The sequence below is a fragment of the Sphingomonas sp. GW821-FHT09B04 genome, assembly GCF_059418285.1.
Window position 1 is genome coordinate 115,175 of the sequence record NZ_JBWKPO010000002.1, and the last position, 17,597, is coordinate 132,771.

A 17,597-nucleotide genomic window follows, 5' to 3' on the forward strand; every position below is an offset into this window, starting at 1 on the left:
TCCTCCTGCAATCAATTGAAGCCGAAGCCGGGAGCGGGGGTGTCGGACCCCTTTTTGCGCTTGGGCTGCTTGCCCATGACCAGCGCGGGCTGCGCGGGTGTGGCGAGCGGCTGTTGCGGCTGCGGCATCGGGTCGGTCGGCATCGGGTTCGCGGCGCCGAGCGACGGCGCTGCGCCGGAGGGCGCCATCTGCGGCATCGGCCGCTGCGCGCCACTGTTGCCCCGGCTGATCTCGCCCATGAACACCCGGCCGGCATCGTTCGGTGCGCGATAGCCGTCGGTCGGCAGGCGAATCTCGTTCGCGTTGACCGGCTTCACCAGATACGGGGTGATGACGATCACCAGTTCGGTTTCGTTGCGCTTGAAGCCGTTCGAGCGGAACAATGCGCCCAGGATCGGGATATGCCCCAGGCCCGGGGCCTGATCGATCGAATTATCATGCGTGTTCTGCAACAATCCGCCGATCATCAGGCTCTGGCCCGATCCGAGTTCGACCGTGGTTTCGGCGCGGCGCGTGGTGAGCGCGGGCACCTGCGTGCCGCCGATGGTCACGGCACCTGCCGCTGAAAGCTGCGACACCTCCGGGCGGACGCGGAGCGAGATGCGGCCGTCGGACAGCACCGTCGGCGTGTAGGCGAGGCTAACGCCATATTGCTTGTACTCGACTGAAACCGCGCCCAGCCCCTGGCTGATCGGGATCGGGATCTCTCCGCCCGCGAGGAATGAGCCGGTTTCGCCCGAAAGCGCGGTCAGGTTCGGGTTGGCGAGCGTGGTGACCTGGCCGATCTGTTCCCCCAGATCGAGCGAACCGAGGATGTCGAGGCCAAGGATCTTGCCCGCTGCGCCGAACATCGTGCCACCCCTTGGCGGAGGTGCGGTCGGGAAATTGAAGGTCGTGCCATTGGCGCCCGAGGTGATCGAGCCCTGGCGGCCCTGGCCGAGCCCGAACAGGAAACCGCCGCTACCATCGCGCGATGTGAGGTTGACGCCGAAGCTCTTTGAGAAGCTGCGGCTCACCTCGGCGATGCGGACCTGCAGATTGACCTGAAGCGGCGTCGCGGTCTTGAGATGGTTGATCACCGCCATCTTGAGCTGCGCACCCGGCGCGGACACATCGACGCCCGGATTGAGCAGCGAGGCGACCAGCCGGTTCGCCGAGGCAACGTCGTCGGGCGAACCGACCGTCCCGGTCAGCACCGCGACCTGGCCCACCGTGGTGACGGTGATGTCCGAGTCCGGCATCGCAACCTTCAGCACGCGATCGACCGAGGTGACGTTCTGGTTGACCCGAACGCGCGCCGAGTAGACGACCGCGCCGCCGGCCGAGGTGGCGAAGATCGTCGCCTCGCCGAACGACTTGCCGAACAGGTTGATCTGCCGCGGGTTGCTCACATAGACGTCGGCAACATCCGGGTTGGAGGTCCAGACCTCGGCGACATTGCCAGGCAGCGTGATGCGCTCACCCTCGCCGATCGAGAGCCACACATCGCGGGTCGGGCGCTGGCTTCCGGCGGGTTCACCGACGCGCGCACCCTGTCTTTTCGACTGGGCGAAGCTGGACGTCACCGGCCCGGTCATGACCAGGGCAGTTGCCACCGTTGCCGCGAGCGAGCGACGCAGGATCGTTGCGAAACGCATTATCTATTCCCCCCAACGGGAACAACAGTGACGCTGTTGCCCCGTGAAACCTTGACGACCTGCCCTTCAATCCTCGGCATCGCACCCGCAACCGTCCCCCCGGACGCTGCATCGATGCGTTCGACCGGCTTGCCCGGCACGGTGCTGCGCTGGAAGCGCGACACATCGGCGCCGGTCGAGAAGGTCGAACGACCTTCCACCGGGCGCGCGGCGACGCGGGCAAGCATTGCCTTTTCGGCCTTGGGATCGTTGCCGTCGGGCACCGAAACATCGCCCGCGGCGATCGCTTCCTCGAGTTCGCCACTATTGTCGGCGATCGAGCGCAGCGACAGCGAGAGCGAGCCGAGCGTCTGTGCGACCGCGATCTTCTCGGCAATGCGCGGCGTCGCCTCGACCGTGACGGTCGAATAGGTGGTGACGACGGTGTTGCCGCTCTCGTCGGACTGCTTGTCGGTCTTCTGGTCGGTGGCGAGCACACGCAGGTTACGCAGCACGGTTTCCGACGCCTTGAGCGGAGGCCCGTCGCCGCCGCCCGCGACGGTCTGGGTCAGCAGGAGGTCGACCCGGTCGCCCGGGAATACGAAGCCCGCAACCGCGCTCTGAGCGGAAACAGGAACCGTCACCGCGCGCATGCCGGCGCCGAGCGCAGCGGCGAGGAAGCCGCGGTCGCCAGGCTTGACCAGTCCGCCCTGCGTGATCGGCTGCCCGGCGGGGATCGCGAAGCGGACCACCGTGCCCTGCAGCGATTTGAGGTCGGTGTCGGCCTTTCGATAATAGGCGCCCTCGACCAGTTCGGCCGGCCAGGGAACGAATTTGGTCGATTCCGGGCCCAGGATCGTGCCGACCGGCAACGCCTTGGTCGCGACCAGAACTTCGACCCCTTGGATCGGCGCAGGGCCGCCCGCGGTAGGTGCCGCACCGGCGACAGGCGCAGCGGTCCCGACAATCAGGGTCCGGGCCATGAATGCGGTGACGGCGGCGATGATCAGCGCACCCACCAGCAAAATGATCTTCCGTCCATCCATGACGTTTCAGGCCTTTCAGTCTTCAGGACCGGGTTTCACCGGCGTTAAGCATTCACGAGAACTGGTTAAGAATCGGTTCGCGAATTGTGAGAAGGGCTGCGATGGCGATCGCGATGCCGTACGGCACCTCGGGCTGAGCGCTTTGGCGCCGCACCCATTTGTCGATCAGCATCAGCAGTGTGATGGCGCCGCCGGCCAGCGACATGATGATCAGCATCGTCAGCAGCGGCTGGAACGGGAACCAGAGCGCGAGCGCGCCGATCATTTTGACGTCGCCGCCGCCCATCATTCCGAAATGGAAGGCTGCCGCGAACACCGCGAAAACGGCGAGTGCGAGGCCGATCTGGATGACGATACCGGGCCAGAGCGGCAGGCCGCTGGCGATCCACCAGGGCAGCGCAAGCAGCGCGATTGCGGCGTTCTTCCAGTTGGCGATCTCACGCTTGCGCGCATCCTCGATCCCGGCGGAGACCAGGATCAGGCCGAGTACGACCAGCAGAATCGCAGATGTTATCGCCCCCATATCGACTAATCCCTAGACGAGCGGGCTTTCTAAAACGTAACCAACCCAAATGGCGTCTTCACCATTTGATCGCCGGGCGATTCCCGCGGGTGCGACCATCGGCAACTGGATTGCCGAGGACGGCTGGCCGCTGCGCCGCTTCGACTGGCCCGCAACCGGCACGCCGCGCGGATCGATCCTGTTTCAGGGCGGGCGCGGCGACATGGTCGAGAAGTATCTCGAGACTCTGGCGCACTGGCATGCGCAGGGCTGGAACATCGTCTGGTTCGACTGGCGCGGGCAGGCCGGCTCGGGCCGCGTCGACGGTGCAAAGAGCGGACACATCCGGGACTTCGCTGACTATATCGCGGATTACCGATCCTTCGCGCGTGAATGGCAGGCGTCGATGCCGGGACCGCACGTGGTGATGGGGCATTCGATGGGCGGGCATCTGGTGCTGCGCGCGCTGGTCGAGCGCGCGATCCGGCCCGATGCGGCGGTGCTGGTCGCGCCGATGCTCGGCCTCAAGTCGCCGCTGGGGCTGGCGTCGGTGGGCGAGCGGTTCGCGCGATTCATGGGCGGCCTTGGCAACCCGGCGCGGTCTGCGTGGAAAGCCAATGAGCGGCCCTACACGATCGAGTCGCGCCAGTCGCTGCTGACGCACGACCGCGACCGTTATCAGGACGAACTGTGGTGGCAGACGGCGAACCCCGCCAACGTCACCGGCCCGCCGAGCTGGAACTGGCTGATCGAGGCGTTCCGATCGACCCGCGAATTGCGCGAGAGCCCTGCGCTGGCGGCGATGAACGTGCCGCTACTCGCGCTAGTCGCGGAGGAGGACGGGCTGGTCGACGCAAGGGCAGGGCTTGCCACGCTGGCAAAACTCCCCGATGCGCGCGTCGTGCGCTTCGGGCCGGAAAGCGCGCATGAGATCCTGCGGGAGGTCGATGCGGTGCGGACGCGCGCAATAGGTGAGATCGACGGGTTTCTGGAGGCGCGGGCGCCGAAGAAATGAGCCGTTACGACGTTGTGATCATCGGCGCCGGGATTGCCGGCGCCAGCCTTGCCGCGCGGGTCGCGCCCCATGCGCGCGTGCTGATGATCGAGGCGGAGGGGCAGCCCGGTTATCATGCGACTGGGCGCTCGGCTGCCTTCTGGTCGGAAACCTATGGCGGGCCCGACATTCAGCCGCTGTCGATAGCATCGGAGCCGTTCCTGCGCGCGCCGCCGCGCGATATGGAGGCCGCGAGCTTCCTGTCGCCACGCGGACAGCTGTTCATCGCGACCCGCGCCGACCGGTATGTGCTCGACGGGTTTGCGGCGGAGTTCGCCGCCGCGGGAGTGACGCTTGCCGAGGCTGAGCCTTCGGCGCGCTGCCCCGGTCTGCGTCCCGAATGGACTGAGGGGCTGTGGGATCCGACATGCTCGGACATCGATGTCGCGCGACTGCACGCGGCCTGGCTCGCGGCTGCGCGCCGCGCCGGCGCCGAACTGGTCTGCGCCGCAAATGTGGTCGGGGCGAGCCGCAACGGTCATTGGCGGATCGAGACGCGCGCGGGCGTGTTCGAGGGCGAGATACTGGTCAATGCTGCGGGCGCCTGGGCCGATCCGGTGGCAGGATTGGCGGGCGCGCCGGCGATCGGCATCACTCCGCTGCGCCGCACGATGGTCCAGCTGAGAGTCGATCCACCGGCGCAGGCGAGCCTGCCGCTGGTGACTGACGCGCGCTACCGTTTCTATTTCAAGCCCGAGGCAGGGCGGCTCTGGCTGTCGCCGCATGACGAGATCGCGAGCGATCCGTGTGACGCCGCCCCCGAGGAACTCGACGTCGCGGTCGCGATCGACAAGCTGCAGAGCGCGGTCGACTGGAAGATCGAGGCGGTCGAGCGCAAATGGGCGGGGCTGCGCAGCTTCGCGCCCGATCGCAAGCCGGTCTACGGTTTCGATCCGCTGGTGCCGGGGCTGTTCTGGTGCGCCGGGCAGGGCGGGTTCGGGATCCAGACCTCGCCCGCCGCGTCCGCGCTCGCTGCGTCGATGCTGCTCAGTACCGCGCCGGATCCCATGATCGCGCATATCGACCCCGCAGCCTATTCGATCCGGCGATTCCGCGACTAGACGCGACCGGCGGAACGGCTATCGTTGGCAGGCCGCAACGATGGAGGCCGGTATGGCGCACAAGTTTGTGATCGAGCAGAACAAGGCTGGCGAATATGTCGCCAAGTTCAAATACAATAGCGAAATCATCTTCTGGACCGAAGGCTATACCAGCAAGGCCTCGGCGAAGAACGCGATCGAATCGATCCTGAAGAATGGCCCGGGCGCGCCGGTCGAGGAAGGTTGATCGATTCCACGTCGCACCCCGCCTGCCGGCGGGGTTCGATAACGGCCGATCAGGCTCGTAAAGGGAAGCGCGGAGTGATTCTCCGCGCTTTTCCGTACGTGTCGGCATCCCGACATTCGTAGCGATCAGTTGACAATGATCTCCAGTTTTTCCTGGTAGACGAGGAGCTTGTTGGTCTTGCCGGCTTCGTAATTCTCGCTGCGGATCAGCGTGAGCGTTCCCTTGCCATATTCGGGGCCGCGGAATGAGGTACCCAGGACGCCGACCTCGCAGCCGATATGATCCTCCATCGGACCAAGGCGGCTTTCGACATAGTGGCATTTCACGTCGTCTTCCCGAACCCTGGAGAATTGGACGCTGTCGTCCCTGAAGAAGAGGTGACGGAATCCATCCTGCCAGTCGCTGCGAAGCAGTTCGCCGATTTCCTTCTCGTCGGGTTCCTCGATCACCGTCCCGTATGTGCGGTGAAGCTTGCGGCGTTCTTCAGCCTCACGGCGTTCGAGCCTGTCGAATTCTCGGGCCGGCGTAATGTAGACGAGATTGATGTCGAAGCCGAATTCGGTCATGATCGAGCACAAGTAATCGAAATATGCGTTGATCGATGTGCTGTTGTCCGTCGAAAGATGATATCTTTGCGTTATCAGGGCACTCTTTCCGAAAAGACTGTCCTGATAGCGAATTGGGAGCCCCAGTTTCTTTTCGATGCGCTTCGCAAGGGGAGCGGCTCTTGTTTGAGTATCCTTCGCCGCGAAGTGATACCGGACGGCGATGCCGTCGGAACCGATCTTCGGAAGTGCAGCAAGCCGTCCGGCCGCGCATGACGCCGGGGCGTAGTTGATCAGTGTCGGTTTTCGATCGCTTGCGCGGACATGGGCGGCGCTCAGGAAAAGTCCCCCAAATCCCACCCCCAAGGCGCATCCGCGGATGATTCGGCGAGAAAATCCGATCACGGCGAGATTGCTGCGCCTGCTGGCTGCGCCCGCTGCAGCCATATGGTGACGATCGATCCTGTCCATGCGGGATAGTGAGCATGGCAAGATTGCCAGCGAGTTACCGCGCCGGTTCGCGAATGGCCGCAGCCAGACAGGTGTTCTGATCTGCGATGGACAAGACGTTGTCCGCCCTCAGGCCCTTAGCGCAGCATCGCTCGCTAGCTGGTCGGCGCGTTCGTTGTCGGGGTGGCCGGCATGGCCCTTGACCCAGACCCAGTCGATGCGGTGCGGCCTGGCGGCGTCGAGCAGCTGCTGCCACAGATCGGCGTTCTTGACCGGTTTCTTGTCTGCGGTCTTCCAGCCATTCTTCTGCCAGCCTTTGATCCACTTGGTCAGGCCGTCCATGACATAGCGGCTGTCGGTCGACAGCTTGACGCGGCACGGCTTCTTGAGCGCGTTCAGCCCCTCGATCGCCGCCATCAGTTCCATGCGGTTATTGGTGGTGTGCGGTTCATTGCCCGAGAGTTCCTTCTCGGTCGTGCCCATGCGCAGCAGCACGCCCCAGCCGCCGCGGCCGGGATTGCCCTTGCACGCGCCATCGGTGGCGATCTCGACCAGCGGCATCTCAACGGTCATGCGACGTGCTTCACCAGATCGGGGGCGTAATGCTTGAGCCGCCGGACATAGGCGAGCGGATCCTTGCGCATCACCAGCGCATCGGCCGGGGTGTTGAGCCAGTCCCATGCGCGCGACAGCGAAAAGCGGATGCAGGCGCCTGCCGCCAGCGTCGCAAAGGCCGCACGCTCGGTCGCGGTGAGCGGGAAGCTAGCCTCGTAGCCGGCGATCAGTGCGTCACCGACAGCTGCGTCATAGTTGCGACCGTCCGCGTCGAAGCTCCACGCGCTGTGCATCACCGCGAGGTCGTAGACGCGGATGTCGGTGCAGGCGAAGTAGAAGTCGATCAGCCCCGATACGGACTCGCCTAGCATCAGGACATTGTCGGGGAAGAGGTCAGCGTGGATGGCGCAGCGATCCAGTTCTGCGCCCGGCCAGTTCGCGAGCGTCGCGTTGAGCGCGAAACCGAGATCGGCGTGGAGCCCCGGCTCGATACGGTCGAGGCTGTCGCCGCAGCGTTCGAACAGCGGGCGCCAGGTTTCGACACCCATCGAATTGGGCCGGTCGAGCGGGAAGTCGGTGACGGCGCGGTGCATCCGGCCCATCGCTTCGCCCGCGGCGTGCGCCTGGCTGGCGGTGGGGTGCGAGAGTGAGATGCCCGACAGGAACTTGATGAGGCACGCCGGGCGGCCGTTGAGTTCCTGGATCTCGACGCCGTTGCGGTCCTTGATCGCGGGCGGGACGGGCAGGCTCTTGGCCGCGAGATGATCGAGCAGCCCCATGAAATAGGGCAGGTCGCCGGCCTCGACGCGCTTTTCGTACAGCGTCAGGATAAAGCGGTCGCGCGTCGTTTCGACGAGATAGTTGGAATTCTCCACTCCCTCGGCGATGCCCTTGGCCGAGACCAGATCGCCGACGTCATAGCGTGCGAGGAAGGCCGTCAGCGCCTCGGCCGATACCTGCGTATAGACTGCCATGGGATCAGGCCGCTTCGAGGTCGCGGGGCAGCTTGAAGACGATGGTTTCCTGTGCCGTCTCGACCTGGCGCTCGCTGATCTCGAAGCGGGTGGCGAGCTTGTCGACCACTTCGCGCACCAGCAGCTCGGGCGCGGAGGCGCCCGCGGTGATGCCGAGCGTGCCGACGCCCCACAACCAGTCGAAATCGAGCTCGTCGGCGCGCTGGATCAGCTTTGCCGTGGTGCCTTCGCGCTCGGCGACTTCGACCAGCCGCACCGAATTGGACGAGTTGGGTGCGCCGATCACCAGAACCAGGTCGCACGACTGCGCGATCGCGCGCACCGCGGCCTGACGGTTCGAGGTGGCGTAGCAGATGTCGTCGGCCTTGGGCGCGACGATATCGGGGAAGCGGCGCTGGAGGATGCTGAGGATCGAGGCGGTATCGTCCACCGACAGCGTCGTCTGGGTGAGGAAGGCGAGGTTGTCGGGATCGTCGATCGCGACCGTTTCGGCATCGGCCTCGGTCTCGATCAGCGTCATGCTGCCCTCGGGCACCTGGCCGAAGGTGCCGACCACCTCGGGATGGCGGGCATGGCCGATGAACAGGATGTGGCGGTCGGCAGCGACCAGCCGTTCGGCCTGGCGATGGACCTTGGACACCAATGGACAAGTGGCGTCGAGATAGGAGAGGCCGCGATCCTGCGCCTCGGCCGGGACCGACTTGGGCACGCCATGCGCGGAGAAGACGACGGGAACGCCGTCGGGCACCTCGTCCAGCTCGTCGACGAACACCGCGCCCTTGGCCTTGAGCGAATCCACCACGAACTTGTTGTGGACGATCTCATGCCGGACATAGACCGGGGCGCCATGTTTCTCGATCGCGCGCTCGACGATCTGGATCGCGCGGTCGACGCCGGCGCAGAAACCACGCGGCGCGGCGATCAGGAGCTCAAGGACGGGCTTTTCGCCGGAGTTAATTGCTTCGCTCATGTCGAGGCGGCTCTACGCGATTGCTTGCGCGGGCGAAAGGCGGTTCCTATGACGGGCCGCGCCGGTTTCCGAAGTGAAGGCGGCCCTATCAAGGTTTCAGGAAAGGTGTCCCCCTTGCGTATCCGCAATCTGGCTCTCGCCGCGACGACGATGTTGGCACTCGCGGGCTGCGCGAAAACGGGCGACATCGCCGAGGGCGGCATCACTCAGGTCCGTTCGGCCTGCCCCCGCGTCGGTGTGGCGGCGCATACCGGGGACGTCACCCTGTTCAACTCGCCGACCAGCCGCGACGCCAATGCGATCGACGTCACCGCGGTACTGACCAACGTCACCTCGGTCTGCGATGATGCGGCCGAGAATATCCAGACCACGATCAGCTTCGAAGTGCTGGGCAGCCGCCGCTTCGGCAGCGAGGCACGTCAGGTGACGCTGCCTTATTATGTCGCGGTGGTGCAGGGCGGCAGCTCGGTCGTGTCGAAACGGCTGGGGCAGGTGACGCTGAACTTCGCCGAGGGGCAGGCCCGCGCGTCGGCGACCGGCACCAGCTATGCCATCGTTTCGCGTTCGGCGGCGACTTTGCCCGAGGATATCCGCCGCCAGATCCTGGCCAAGCGCAAGGCGGGTGACGAGACCGCGGCGGTCGATCCGCTGGCGCGCCCGGAAGTGCGCCAGGCCGTGTTGCGCGCGACCTTCGAGGCGCTGGTCGGCTTCCAGCTGACCGACGAGCAGCTGAAGTATAACGCGACGCGCTGAATCGCGATTGACTCGTCTGGCCCGCCGCAGCAGATGGGGGCGGGTCAGCAGCGGGCAACCGTTGAAGGCACGCGCGGGAGAGTTGGGGTGGGCGCACCCAAATCGTAGCTGGTTTGCCGGCGGTCCGATTTGGGTGACAAACACCTCCGCCGAAGGAGCAACCGCCCCGGAATCTCTCAGGCACCCAGGACCGCGCGGGGCCACGACACTCTGGAAAGCGCACGGGCGAAGGCCCGGGCCACCGAAGGGGTAAGCCTGTCCGTCGCAAGGATAGGCGAAAGCTCTCAGGTTCCGTGACAGAGGGGGCGACGGTGAATGGCCGCATCTTGCGGCGATTCCGTCGATTCCTTTGGAGATGGACATGAGCGACGCCACGCAAGAACCCGAAATCGTCGAAGAGCTGGCGCTGCTTCCGCTGGATGCCTGGCATCGCGGCAAGGGCGGCCGGATGGTGCCGTTCGCGGGCTATGAGATGCCGGTCCAGTATGAAGGCATCATGGCCGAACATCTGTGGGTGCGCGAGAGTGCGGGCCTGTTCGATGTTTCCCACATGGGTCAGCTGTTCCTGTCGGGCGAAGGGCTCGACGCGGCGCTTGAGGCGCTGATCCCCGCCGACGTCACCGGCGTGAAGGTCAACGGTCAGAAATATTCGCTGCTGCTCGCCGAGAATGGCGGGATCCTCGACGACCTCATGTTCACCCGCTGGGACGCCGACAATGGCGCCCATCCGGGCGCAGCTGGCCTCTACATGGTCGTCAACGGCGCGTGCAAATGGGACGATATCGCCCATCTGCGCGAGCACCTGCCCGATGAGATCGAGATCAACCACATGGACGAGTATGCGCTGCTCGCGCTGCAGGGGCCGAAGGCGATCGATGCGCTGAGCCGCGTGGTGCCGGGCGTCGAAGCCCTGATCTTCATGCGCGGCGGGCGGTTCGACTGGAACGGCACCAGCCTGTGGATCAGCCGTTCGGGCTATACCGGCGAGGACGGCTTCGAGATCTCGGTCGAGGGCGAGAAGGCGGAGGCGCTGGCCGACGCGCTGACCGCGCAGCCTGAAGTGAAGCCGATCGGCCTGGGCGCGCGCGATTCGCTGCGGCTAGAGGCGGATCTGCCGCTCTATGGCCATGACCTCGACACCGACACGACGCCGATCATGGCGGCGCTGAACTTCGCCGTCGCGAGTAAGCGCCGGCGCGAGGAAGCCAATTTCCCGGGCGCCGAGCGCATCCTGCTCGAGCGTGAGAATGGCGCGATCCAGCGCCGCGTCGGCCTGATCGTCGAAGGGCGCCAGCCGGTGCGCGAGGGCGCGCTGGTGCTCGACGACGAGGGCAATGAGGTCGGCCGCGTCACCAGCGGCGGCTTTGCCCCGACGGTGCAGAAGCCGATCGCGATGGCCTATGTCCCGACCGCGATGGCCGTGGCCGGCACCCGCGTGACGCTGAGCCAGCGCGGCAAGATTCACCATGGCGAAGTGGTCCCCATGCCCTTCGTCCCGCATAATTACGTCCGTGAGGGAGGACCCAAATGAGCCGTTATTTCACCGAAGATCATGAATGGATCGAACTCGACGGCGACACCGCGACCGTCGGCATCACCGACTATGCGCAGAGCCAGCTGGGCGACATCGTGTTCGTCGAAGTGCCCGATGAGGGCAAGCAGGTGAGCAAGGGCGATGACGCCGCCGTGGTCGAGAGCGTCAAGGCGGCAAGCGACGTCTATGCCCCGGTTTCGGGCACGATCATCGAGGGCAATCCCGCGCTGGCCGACGAGCCGGCGCTGGTGAACGAGGACCCCGAAGGCGAGGGCTGGTTCTTCAAGATGACCCTGTCCGACACCAGCGAGCTCGACGGCCTGATGGACGAGGGCAAGTATCAGGACTTCGTCTCGAAGCTTTGATTTTCGCCGTCATGCCGGCCCCGTGCCGGCATCCACGGCGCGGCGGGCGATGGGCAAGAGGCTCAAGGGCGTTCCGCGCGGCACGGTGGACCCCGGCATGAAGCCGGGGTGACGGTTTTGATTAGTGGCCAGCGGCCGGAGAACTCAATTGCGCTATCTTCCTCTGACTCCCAACGACCGGCAGGCGATGCTCGCCGCGGTCGGCGCGGCGGCGATCGACGATCTGTTCGTCGATGTGCCCGAGAGCGCCCGTCTGAGTGGCCCGATCGCGGGGCTGCCGCCGCATGCCAGCGAACTGGCGGTCGAGCGGCACATGACCGCGCTGGCGCGCAAGAACCTGTCGGCGGGGGAAGCGCCCTTCTTCCTCGGCTGTGGCGCCTATCGCCATCATGTGCCGGCGAGCGTCGATCACATCATCCAGCGCGGCGAGTTCCTGACCGCCTATACGCCGTACCAGCCCGAGATCGCGCAGGGCACGCTGCAGGTGATGTTCGAGTTCCAGACTCAGGTCGCGCGCCTGCTGGGCACCGACGTCGCCAATGCGTCGATGTATGACGGATCGACCGCGTGCTGGGAGGCGATCGGCATGGCGCGGCGCATCACCAAGCGCGCCAAGGCGATCCTGTCGGGCGGGCTGCACCCGCACTACGTCTCGGTCGCCAACACGATGGCGAAATATACCGGCGACCAGCTGGTCACGGCGCTGCCCGAACTGACCGCCGAGCCCGACACCGACGCGCTGATCGGCATGATCGACGACGAGACGTCGTGCGTCGTGGTGCAATATCCCGACATTCTCGGTCGCATTTCGGACCTGTCCGACCTTGCCGCCGCCTGCCAGGCGAAGAAGGCGCTGCTCGTTGCCGTCGTCACCGAGCCGGTGGCGCTGGGCGCGATCAAGTCTCCGGGTGAGATGGGCGCGGACATCGTCGTCGGCGAAGGCCAGTCGATCGGCGTCGGCCTGCAGTTCGGCGGGCCCTATGTCGGCCTGTTCGGCTGCAAGGAAAAGTATGTCCGCCAGATGCCGGGCCGCCTGACCGGCGAGACGGTCGATGCCGAGGGCAAGCGCGGCTTCGTGCTGACGCTGTCCACCCGCGAGCAGCATATCCGCCGCGAAAAGGCGACGTCGAACATCTGCACCAGCTCGGTGCTGTGCGCGCTGGCGTGGTCGATCCATATGACGCTGCTGGGCGAGAAGGGGCTGCGGCAACTTGCCGCGCTCAACCATGCCGGCGCGAGCGCCGCGGCGGATCGTCTGGCCAAGGTGCCGGGGGTCGAACTGGTGACGCCGACCTTCTTCAACGAATTCACGCTGAAGCTGTCGAAGGAAGCGCGTCCGATCGTTCGTGAGCTGGCCGACAAGGGCATCCTCGCGGGCGTATCGCTGGGCCGCCTCTATCCGGGCGAGGGGACGTTGGAGAACGGCCTGGTCGTCGCGGTCACCGAAACCACCACCGCGGAGGACGTCGAGACGCTTGCCGCCGCGCTTCAGGAGGTGCTGGCATGAGCATCAACCAGTCCGGCTGGCGCCCCGAAATGAACGCCGGCGAGCGTAGCGACGGCGCGACCCATACCGGCAACCGCGCGCTGATGCTCGACGAGGCGCTGATCTTCGAGATCGGCTCGCTCGACACCACCGGCGTCGATTTCGCCGAGGCGCCCAAGGCGACGTCGCGGATCGGCGGCCTCGCGCGCAACAAGGATATCGGCCTGCCCGGCCTGTCCGAGCCGGAGGCGGTGCGCCATTACACCCGCCTCAGCCGCCAGAATTATGCGATCGATCTGGGCCTGTTCCCGCTCGGCAGCTGCACGATGAAACACAATCCGCGCCTCAACGAGCGGATGGCGCGGCTTCCCGGCTTCGCCGACGTCCACCCGCTGCAGCCGGTCGATACCGTGCAGGGCGCGTTCGAGGTGATCCACCAGCTGGCCCACTGGCTGACGACGCTGACCGGCATGCATTCGGTCGCGATGTCGCCCAAGGCCGGTGCGCATGGCGAGCTGTGCGGCGTGCTGGCGATCCGCGCGGCGCTCGACGCCAAGGGCGAGCAGGCGCGCAAGGTGCTGCTGGTGCCCGAGAGCGCACACGGCACCAACCCGGCGACCGCGGCGTTCGCGGGCTTCACCGTCGAGGATATCCCGGCGACCGAAGCGGGCCGCGTCGATCTTGAGGCGCTCAAGGCGCGGCTGGGGCCGGACGTGGCGGGGGTGATGATCACCAACCCGAACACCTGCGGCTTGTTCGAGCCGGACATGAAGGCGATCAGCGACGCGGTCCACGCCGCGGGCGGCTATGTCTATTGCGACGGCGCCAACTTCAACGCGATCGTCGGGCGGGTCCGCCCGGGCGACCTGGGCATCGACGCGATGCACATCAACCTGCACAAGACCTTCTCGACCCCGCATGGCGGCGGCGGGCCGGGCTCGGGCCCGGTGGTGCTGTCGGCGGCGCTGGCGCCCTATGCGCCTTTGCCCTTCGTCGAGAAGCAGGGCGACCGCTTCGAGCTGATCGAGGAAGAGACCGCGGACGAGCATCATGCCGAGAGCTTCGGCCGGATGGTGTCGTTCCATGGCCAGATGGGCATGTTCACGCGCGCGCTGACCTATATCCTGTCGCATGGCGCGGACGGGCTGAAGCAGGTTTCCGAGGATTCGGTGCTCAACGCCAACTATGTGCTGCGTGCGCTGGAGGATGTGCTCGACGCGCCGTTCGCCAAGAGCGGGCCGTGCATGCATGAGGCGATCTTCAGCGACAAGGGACTGCCCGAGGGCTTCTCGACGCTCGATATCGCCAAGGGGCTGATCGACGAGGGCTTCCACCCGATGACGGTCTATTTCCCGCTGGTGGTGCATGGCGCGATGCTGGTCGAGCCGACCGAGACCGAGAGCAAGGCGGCGCTGGACCAGTTCATCGGCGCGTTCCGTTCGGTCGCCGAGCGCGCCAAGGCAGGCGACGCCGCACTCAAGTCGGCGCCGCATTTCGCACCGCGCCGCCGCCTCGACGAGACCCAGGCCGCGCGCAAGCCGGTGCTGGTATGGAAGGAACCGTCGCAGGCGGAAGCCGCGGAATAGGGTGAACGCGCTGCAAGGCGTGGGCAAACCCGACCTTTCTCGTCATTCCCGCGCAGGCGGGAATCCATTGGCGCTGATGTAGCGGCAGGAGCCGACCGGTCAGCCAGAATGGATCCCCGCCTGCGCGGGGATGACGAAGGGGGAGGCATGCACATGCCTCATGCGTGACATCCACTCTGTTTCGCCTAGCCTTTAAGCGAAACGGGGGAGTATCGCATGATTCGCCGAGTCCTGACCCTTGCTGCGCTGCTGTTTGCCGCGCCGTCCCACGCACAATCCGCCGACGACACCGCGAAGCTCGCCGAGTTCAAGGCGTTCGCGACCGCGTTCCGCAAGGAGCGTGCGGTGCTCAGCCTGTCCTACGCCATCGTCAAGGACGGCAAGATCGTCGCGGCCGAGGGGATCGGCTGGCAGGATCATGATGCCGAGGAACGCACGACGGGGGACACCAGCTACTTGGTCGCATCGATGACCAAGACCTTTGTCGGCGCGACGCTGCTGCAGATGGACGCGGATAAGGTGATCCGCCTGGACGACGAGTTCACGACGCTGTCCGACTGGAAGGAACGCTGCGAACGGCTGACCAAGAGCGGCAACATGTTCGGCGGCGGGGTGAAGCTGGAAGACGGCTATGTCCCGCCCAAGCTCGACTGTGCCGCGAAGATCAGCGTACGGCAGGTGCTGCAGATGCGCGTGCTGGGCACGCCGGGCACCAACTTCATGTACAATCCGGTGGTGTTCGGGCGGCTGGCCAACTGGGTCGAGGAAAAGACCGGCAAGCCGCTGGAGCATTGGGTGCGGCTGTATGTTCTCGACAAGGCGGGGTTGAAGGACATCGCCGCCGGCTGGCGCGATCCCAGGGGCGGCGCGGCCTTGCTCAACCTCGCGCCGCCGTTCACCAGCGGCAAGAATGGCTGGGACAGCCTGGCGCCCACTCCGCTGCCGAATCCCGAGATGAACGCGTCGAGCGGGATCATCGCGAGTGCGCGCAGCTTGGCGCAATATTCACTGGCGCTCGATCAGGGGCGGATCCTGTCACCCGCGCTGCGCACGACCATGTGGACGCCGCCGATCGATCCCGACGGCAAGTCCGCGGGATACGCCTATGGCTGGTGGACGCAGAGCTGGCGCGGGCAGAAGCTGGTGTGGCACGGCGGCTGGTGGCCCGAAGCCTATGCTGGCTTCCTGCTCAAGGTGCCGGGCAAGGGGCTGACCTTGGTAGCACTGGGCAATACCGACGGGCTGCACTGGGGCAACCGCACGCAGGTGGCCGAGATCGAGAAGAGCCCGCTGGCGCTCAAGTTTCTCGAACTGTTCGCGGCGGACTGATGGCCGACCCGACGCCGTGGATCGCCGCCGAGGATAGCGGCGCGGCGCGCAAGCATGCGCCGGCGACGCTGCGCAACCGTGAGGCTATCGCGGCGGTGCTGGCGGAGGTGTTGCCGGAAACGGGGCTGGTGCTGGAGGTGGCGAGCGGGAGCGGGGAGCATTGCGCCTTCTTCGCTGAACGCTTTGCGGCGCTGCGCTGGCAGCCGAGCGATCCCGAGCCGTCGGCGCTGAATTCGATCGCGTCGTGGTGCGCGGGGCTGGACAATGTCGCGCCGCCGCTGGCGATCGACGCTTCGGCAGCAGACTGGCCAGTCAAGCGCGCCGATGCGCTGCTGTGCATCAACATGGTGCATATCAGCCCGTGGGAGGCGACGTTGGGGCTGCTCGACGGCGCGGTGCGGGTGTTGCCGGAAGACGCGCCGCTGATCCTTTACGGCCCCTATCGCCGCGCGGAGGTTGAGACGGCGCCGTCGAACGCGGCGTTCGACGCGTCGCTCAAGGCGCGCGATCCGCGCTGGGGGCTGCGTGACGTGGCCGATGTGACGGCGGCTGCTGCGGCGCGCGGGCTGGCGTTCGAGCAGCTGGTGGAGATGCCGGCGAACAACATCATGCTGGTCTATCGGGCCTAGGATGCGGGTTCGGCATCGGCGATCGGGAGGCCGCGCCGGCGCTCGCGCCAGACGATATAGAGGCCGCTGGCGATGATCACCGGCGCGCCGACCCAGGTCCACGGGCCGGGGAGGACGCCGAACAGCAGATAGCCGTAGAGCGTCGCCCAGATCAGGCTGGAATAGTCCATCGGCACCACTGCGGAGACCGGGGCGAAGCGTAGCGAGGCGGTGAGCGCGAGCTGCGCGCCGCCGCCGACGAAGCCGATCAGGATCAGCAGCGCGAAGGTCTGCCAGTCGTGCGGCGCAGCGACGAAGGCGTAGCCGATCAGCAGCGGCGGCACCGACAGGGACGAGAACCAGAAGACGGTGGTGGCCGGGTTTTCGGTGCGGCCCAACTGGCGCAGCTGGATCGCGACGATGGCGACGAACAGCGCCGCAGTGAGCCCGACCAGTGCACCGTCCAGCGGAATGTGGCTGCCGCCGGGCTGGGCGACGATCAATACCCCGACGAACCCCGCGAGCACGGCGCCCCAGCGATGCCAGCCGGTCGGCTCCTTGAGCACCAGCGCCCCCAGGATCGTGGCGAAGATCGGCACGGTGAAGCCGAAGGTGGTCGCCTCGGCCAGCGGGAGCAGCAGCACCGCGCCGAAGTTGAACACCATGCCGGTGAGGCCGATCGCCGAGCGGCTGACGTGCAGCCCGAAATGCCGTGTCTTCAGCGAGGCAAGGCCGGGCCCCATCATCACCCAGGCGAGGATGAAGGGGATGGCGAAGAACTGGCGGAAGAGCATGATCTCGACCAGATGCGCGCCGCGGGTCTCGACCAGCTTGATCAGCGCGCCCATCGTCGAGAGCATCAGGATTGCAAGCAGGCGCAGGCCGAGGCCGAGCATGATGCGATCCGACGACATGGTATTCCGCCTAGGAGCGCACA

At 66.2% G+C, this 17,597-nt stretch carries 18 protein-coding genes and 1 riboswitch; of the genes, 10 read left to right on the top strand and 8 right to left on the bottom strand.

The genetic code is table 11. The annotated features are described in order from the left end of the window. Positions 1–11: 11 nt before the first annotated feature. Genes AC07NK_RS06440 through AC07NK_RS06450 form a run of 3 tightly spaced genes read right to left on the bottom strand, consistent with a single transcriptional unit; the run spans position 12 to position 3,185 of the window. On the bottom strand, positions 12–1,637 hold the full coding sequence (locus AC07NK_RS06440; RefSeq protein ID WP_495169759.1) for a type II and III secretion system protein family protein: 1,626 nt from the start codon (positions 1,635–1,637) through the stop codon (positions 12–14). Then, positions 1,637–2,662 (bottom strand): Flp pilus assembly protein CpaB, encoded by a 1,026-nt coding sequence (cpaB, locus tag AC07NK_RS06445; RefSeq protein ID WP_495169760.1) that lies wholly within the window; start codon positions 2,660–2,662, stop codon positions 1,637–1,639. The genes AC07NK_RS06440 and cpaB overlap by 1 nt, the downstream gene beginning before the upstream one ends. Positions 2,663–2,714: 52 nt before the next feature. Beyond that, on the bottom strand, positions 2,715–3,185 hold the full coding sequence (locus AC07NK_RS06450; RefSeq protein ID WP_495169761.1) for an A24 family peptidase: 471 nt from the start codon (positions 3,183–3,185) through the stop codon (positions 2,715–2,717). Positions 3,186–3,234: 49 nt separating this feature from the next. Here AC07NK_RS06450 and AC07NK_RS06455 point away from each other — a divergent pair, with 49 nt between their 5' ends. Genes AC07NK_RS06455 through AC07NK_RS06465 form a run of 3 tightly spaced genes read left to right on the top strand, consistent with a single transcriptional unit; the run spans position 3,235 to position 5,505 of the window. After that, entirely contained in the window at positions 3,235–4,179 is a 945-nt protein-coding gene (locus AC07NK_RS06455; protein ID WP_495169762.1) for an alpha/beta fold hydrolase, read from the top strand. Beyond that, on the top strand, positions 4,176–5,279 hold the full coding sequence (locus AC07NK_RS06460; RefSeq protein ID WP_495169763.1) for an NAD(P)/FAD-dependent oxidoreductase: 1,104 nt from the start codon (positions 4,176–4,178) through the stop codon (positions 5,277–5,279). Before AC07NK_RS06455 ends, AC07NK_RS06460 begins: the two co-directional genes overlap by 4 nt. A 52-nt stretch (positions 5,280–5,331) precedes the next feature. Then, positions 5,332–5,505: a YegP family protein gene (locus AC07NK_RS06465; RefSeq protein WP_075153369.1), complete on the top strand. Its 174-nt coding sequence runs from the start codon at positions 5,332–5,334 to the stop codon at positions 5,503–5,505. A 125-nt stretch (positions 5,506–5,630) separates the two neighbouring features. Here the strand turns inward: AC07NK_RS06465 and AC07NK_RS06470 are convergent, their stop codons facing one another. The 4 genes from AC07NK_RS06470 to ispH form a co-directional block, all read right to left on the bottom strand. Beyond that, a complete protein-coding gene (locus tag AC07NK_RS06470) occupies positions 5,631–6,521 on the bottom strand; it encodes a hypothetical protein (protein WP_495169764.1) in 891 nt (296 codons plus the stop codon). 108 nt (positions 6,522–6,629) lie between these two features. After that, positions 6,630–7,073 (bottom strand): ribonuclease HI, encoded by a 444-nt coding sequence (rnhA, locus tag AC07NK_RS06475; protein ID WP_495169765.1) that lies wholly within the window; start codon positions 7,071–7,073, stop codon positions 6,630–6,632. Then, positions 7,070–8,029, bottom strand: coding sequence for a homoserine kinase (thrB, locus tag AC07NK_RS06480; protein WP_495169766.1), 960 nt, complete (start codon positions 8,027–8,029; stop codon positions 7,070–7,072). Before thrB ends, rnhA begins: the two co-directional genes overlap by 4 nt. Before the next feature lie 4 nt (positions 8,030–8,033). Further along, complete coding sequence (ispH, locus tag AC07NK_RS06485) at positions 8,034–8,999, bottom strand: 4-hydroxy-3-methylbut-2-enyl diphosphate reductase (protein ID WP_495169767.1); 966 nt, start codon at positions 8,997–8,999, stop codon at positions 8,034–8,036. Between the two features lie 114 nt (positions 9,000–9,113). Between ispH and AC07NK_RS06490 the strand changes: the two genes are divergently transcribed. From AC07NK_RS06490 to AC07NK_RS06520, 7 genes are all read left to right on the top strand, one after another. After that, positions 9,114–9,752 (top strand): hypothetical protein, encoded by a 639-nt coding sequence (locus tag AC07NK_RS06490; protein WP_495169768.1) that lies wholly within the window; start codon positions 9,114–9,116, stop codon positions 9,750–9,752. A gap of 64 nt (positions 9,753–9,816) precedes the next feature. Continuing rightward, a riboswitch (glycine riboswitch) is annotated at positions 9,817–9,955 on the top strand. A 158-nt stretch (positions 9,956–10,113) separates the two neighbouring features. Next, positions 10,114–11,283 carry a glycine cleavage system aminomethyltransferase GcvT gene (gene gcvT / locus AC07NK_RS06495; protein ID WP_495169769.1) on the top strand — a complete coding sequence of 390 codons (1,170 nt, stop codon included), beginning with the start codon at positions 10,114–10,116 and terminating at the stop codon, positions 11,281–11,283. Further along, complete coding sequence (gcvH, locus tag AC07NK_RS06500; RefSeq protein ID WP_495169770.1) at positions 11,280–11,651, top strand: glycine cleavage system protein GcvH; 372 nt, start codon at positions 11,280–11,282, stop codon at positions 11,649–11,651. Before gcvT ends, gcvH begins: the two co-directional genes overlap by 4 nt. 148 nt (positions 11,652–11,799) lie before the next feature. Next, the gene (gene gcvPA, locus AC07NK_RS06505; RefSeq protein ID WP_495169771.1) at positions 11,800–13,158 is read left to right on the top strand and encodes an aminomethyl-transferring glycine dehydrogenase subunit GcvPA; all 1,359 of its coding nucleotides are present in this window, start codon (positions 11,800–11,802) and stop codon (positions 13,156–13,158) included. Then, positions 13,155–14,723, top strand: coding sequence for an aminomethyl-transferring glycine dehydrogenase subunit GcvPB (gcvPB, locus tag AC07NK_RS06510; RefSeq protein WP_495169772.1), 1,569 nt, complete (start codon positions 13,155–13,157; stop codon positions 14,721–14,723). Before gcvPA ends, gcvPB begins: the two co-directional genes overlap by 4 nt. A gap of 216 nt (positions 14,724–14,939) precedes the next feature. Further along, complete coding sequence (locus AC07NK_RS06515; protein ID WP_495169773.1) at positions 14,940–16,052, top strand: serine hydrolase domain-containing protein; 1,113 nt, start codon at positions 14,940–14,942, stop codon at positions 16,050–16,052. Further along, positions 16,052–16,681 (top strand): DUF938 domain-containing protein, encoded by a 630-nt coding sequence (locus tag AC07NK_RS06520; RefSeq protein WP_495169774.1) that lies wholly within the window; start codon positions 16,052–16,054, stop codon positions 16,679–16,681. The genes AC07NK_RS06515 and AC07NK_RS06520 overlap by 1 nt, the downstream gene beginning before the upstream one ends. On the opposite strand, the gene AC07NK_RS06525 is transcribed toward AC07NK_RS06520, so the two are convergent. Beyond that, positions 16,678–17,574 (bottom strand): DMT family transporter, encoded by an 897-nt coding sequence (locus AC07NK_RS06525; protein WP_495169775.1) that lies wholly within the window; start codon positions 17,572–17,574, stop codon positions 16,678–16,680. The genes AC07NK_RS06520 and AC07NK_RS06525 overlap by 4 nt on opposite strands. Between the last annotated feature and the right edge of the window lie 23 nt (positions 17,575–17,597).

Excerpts from the sequence above, each read along its gene's own strand:
- gcvPB (WP_495169772.1), top strand. The coding sequence starts at position 13,155 with ATGAGCATCAACCAGTCCGGCTGGCGCCCCGAAATGAACGCCGGCGAG.
- gcvT (WP_495169769.1), top strand. The coding sequence starts at position 10,114 with ATGAGCGACGCCACGCAAGAACCCGAAATCGTCGAAGAGCTGGCGCTG.
- gcvH (WP_495169770.1), top strand. The coding sequence starts at position 11,280 with ATGAGCCGTTATTTCACCGAAGATCATGAATGGATCGAACTCGACGGC.
- AC07NK_RS06455 (WP_495169762.1), top strand. The coding sequence starts at position 3,235 with ATGGCGTCTTCACCATTTGATCGCCGGGCGATTCCCGCGGGTGCGACC.
- AC07NK_RS06465 (WP_075153369.1), top strand. The coding sequence starts at position 5,332 with ATGGCGCACAAGTTTGTGATCGAGCAGAACAAGGCTGGCGAATATGTC.
- AC07NK_RS06515 (WP_495169773.1), top strand. The coding sequence starts at position 14,940 with ATGATTCGCCGAGTCCTGACCCTTGCTGCGCTGCTGTTTGCCGCGCCG.
- AC07NK_RS06450 (WP_495169761.1), bottom strand. The coding sequence starts at position 3,185 with ATGGGGGCGATAACATCTGCGATTCTGCTGGTCGTACTCGGCCTGATC.
- ispH (WP_495169767.1), bottom strand. The coding sequence starts at position 8,999 with ATGAGCGAAGCAATTAACTCCGGCGAAAAGCCCGTCCTTGAGCTCCTG.
- rnhA (WP_495169765.1), bottom strand. The coding sequence starts at position 7,073 with ATGACCGTTGAGATGCCGCTGGTCGAGATCGCCACCGATGGCGCGTGC.
- AC07NK_RS06440 (WP_495169759.1), bottom strand. The coding sequence starts at position 1,637 with ATGCGTTTCGCAACGATCCTGCGTCGCTCGCTCGCGGCAACGGTGGCA.
- AC07NK_RS06525 (WP_495169775.1), bottom strand. The coding sequence starts at position 17,574 with ATGTCGTCGGATCGCATCATGCTCGGCCTCGGCCTGCGCCTGCTTGCA.
- AC07NK_RS06470 (WP_495169764.1), bottom strand. The coding sequence starts at position 6,521 with ATGGACAGGATCGATCGTCACCATATGGCTGCAGCGGGCGCAGCCAGC.
- AC07NK_RS06460 (WP_495169763.1), top strand. The coding sequence starts at position 4,176 with ATGAGCCGTTACGACGTTGTGATCATCGGCGCCGGGATTGCCGGCGCC.
- thrB (WP_495169766.1), bottom strand. The coding sequence starts at position 8,029 with ATGGCAGTCTATACGCAGGTATCGGCCGAGGCGCTGACGGCCTTCCTC.
- cpaB (WP_495169760.1), bottom strand. The coding sequence starts at position 2,662 with ATGGATGGACGGAAGATCATTTTGCTGGTGGGTGCGCTGATCATCGCC.
- AC07NK_RS06520 (WP_495169774.1), top strand. The coding sequence starts at position 16,052 with ATGGCCGACCCGACGCCGTGGATCGCCGCCGAGGATAGCGGCGCGGCG.